The 1344-nt window shown below is 67.7% G+C and carries 1 protein-coding gene; it reads right to left on the bottom strand.

The window, feature by feature from the left end; all coding sequences use genetic code 11:
* The coding region (locus ACFYML_RS36590; RefSeq protein WP_387425015.1) for a condensation domain-containing protein at nt 1–1344 on the bottom strand (1344 nt) is incomplete at both ends.

The raw sequence follows: 1344 nt of genomic DNA, 5'->3' as shown, positions 1-1344 counted from the left end.
TGGTCGCTCGTGGTGTTGTTCCAGGTGGTGAGGATCTGGTGGTGTTCGTTGGGTAGGAGGATGTTGAGGTCGTCGATGGGGGTGTGTGGGTGGTTGGCGGCTGCTTGTAGTAGGGCTTGTAGGCGGTGGGTGAGGGTTTCGATGGTGGTGGCGTCGAACAGGTCGGTGGCGTATTCGGCCTGGCCTTCGATGCCCAGTGGGGTGCCGGTGGCGTCGTAGTGGTCGGTGAGGTAGATGGCCAGGTCGAACGGGGCGACGCCGGTGTGGACCGGTTCGGCGGTGATCTGGGTGTTCGGGAGGCGGATGTCGGGTTGGTGGAAGTTCTGGAAGGCCAGGGCCACCTGGTAGAGGGGGTGGCGGGCCAGTGAGCGGTGGGGGTTGAGGGCTTCGACGAGGTAGTCGAAGGGCAGGTCCTGGTGGCTGTAGGCGTCGAGGTTGGTGGTGCGGGTTTGCTGTAGCAGCTCGGTGAATGTGGGGTTGCCGGTGGTGCTGGTGCGTAGCACCAGGGTGTTGACGAAGAAGCCGATGAGGTCTTCCAGGGCTGGGTCGGTGCGGCCGGCGGTGGGTGCGCCGATCGGGATGTCGGTGCCGGCGCCCAAGCGGGTGAGCAGGGCGGCCAGTGCGGCGTGGACGACCATGAAGAGGGTGGCGTTGTGTTGTCGGGCCAGGTCGTTGAGTTGCTGGTGCAGGGCGGCGGGGATGGTGAAGGTGGTGGTGGCGCCGTGGTGGCTGGCGATGGCTGGCCGGGGGCGGTCGGTGGGCAGGGTGAGGTGGTCGGGTAGTCCGTCGAGGGTTTGCCGCCAGTAGGCCAGCTGCTGCTCGCGCACAGTGTCGAGCAGGTCGCGTTGCCACAGGGTGTAGTCGATGTATTGGATCGGCAGGGGTGTCCAGTCCGGGGCATGGTGGTGCAGTCGGGCCTGGTAGGCGGTGGTGAGGTCGTTGGCGAGCGGCGCGAATGACCAGCCGTCGCCGGCGATGTGGTGCAGGGTGAGCAGCAGGACGTGCTGGTGGTCGTCCAGGGTGAACAGGTCGGCCCGCACGGGCAGGTCGTGGTCGAGGTGGAACGGCTGGCGGGCTGCGGCGGTGAGGTCGTCGCGCAGTCGGTGCGTGGTGGTGGTGTGCCGGTGCAGCGGCACGGAGAAGTCTTCGAGGACGTGCTGGGTGGGTTCGCCGTCGACCGGTCGGATCAGGGTGCGCAGGCTTTCGTGTCGGCCGATCAGGTCGGCCAGGGCGGCGTGCAGGGCGTGGTGGTCGACCGGCCCGTCGAACCGCAGCGCGTTCGGCAGGTTGTAGGTGGCACTGGGCCCCTCGAGCTGAGCCAGGAACCACAACCGGCGCTGCGCG

This window comes from Micromonospora sp. NPDC007230 (genome assembly GCF_042869115.1).
Taxonomy (GTDB): Bacteria; Actinomycetota; Actinomycetes; order Mycobacteriales; family Micromonosporaceae; genus Micromonospora.
The sequence above is the reverse complement of the archived record's forward strand: the minus strand, read 5'-3'. Positions and strand labels throughout refer to the sequence as shown.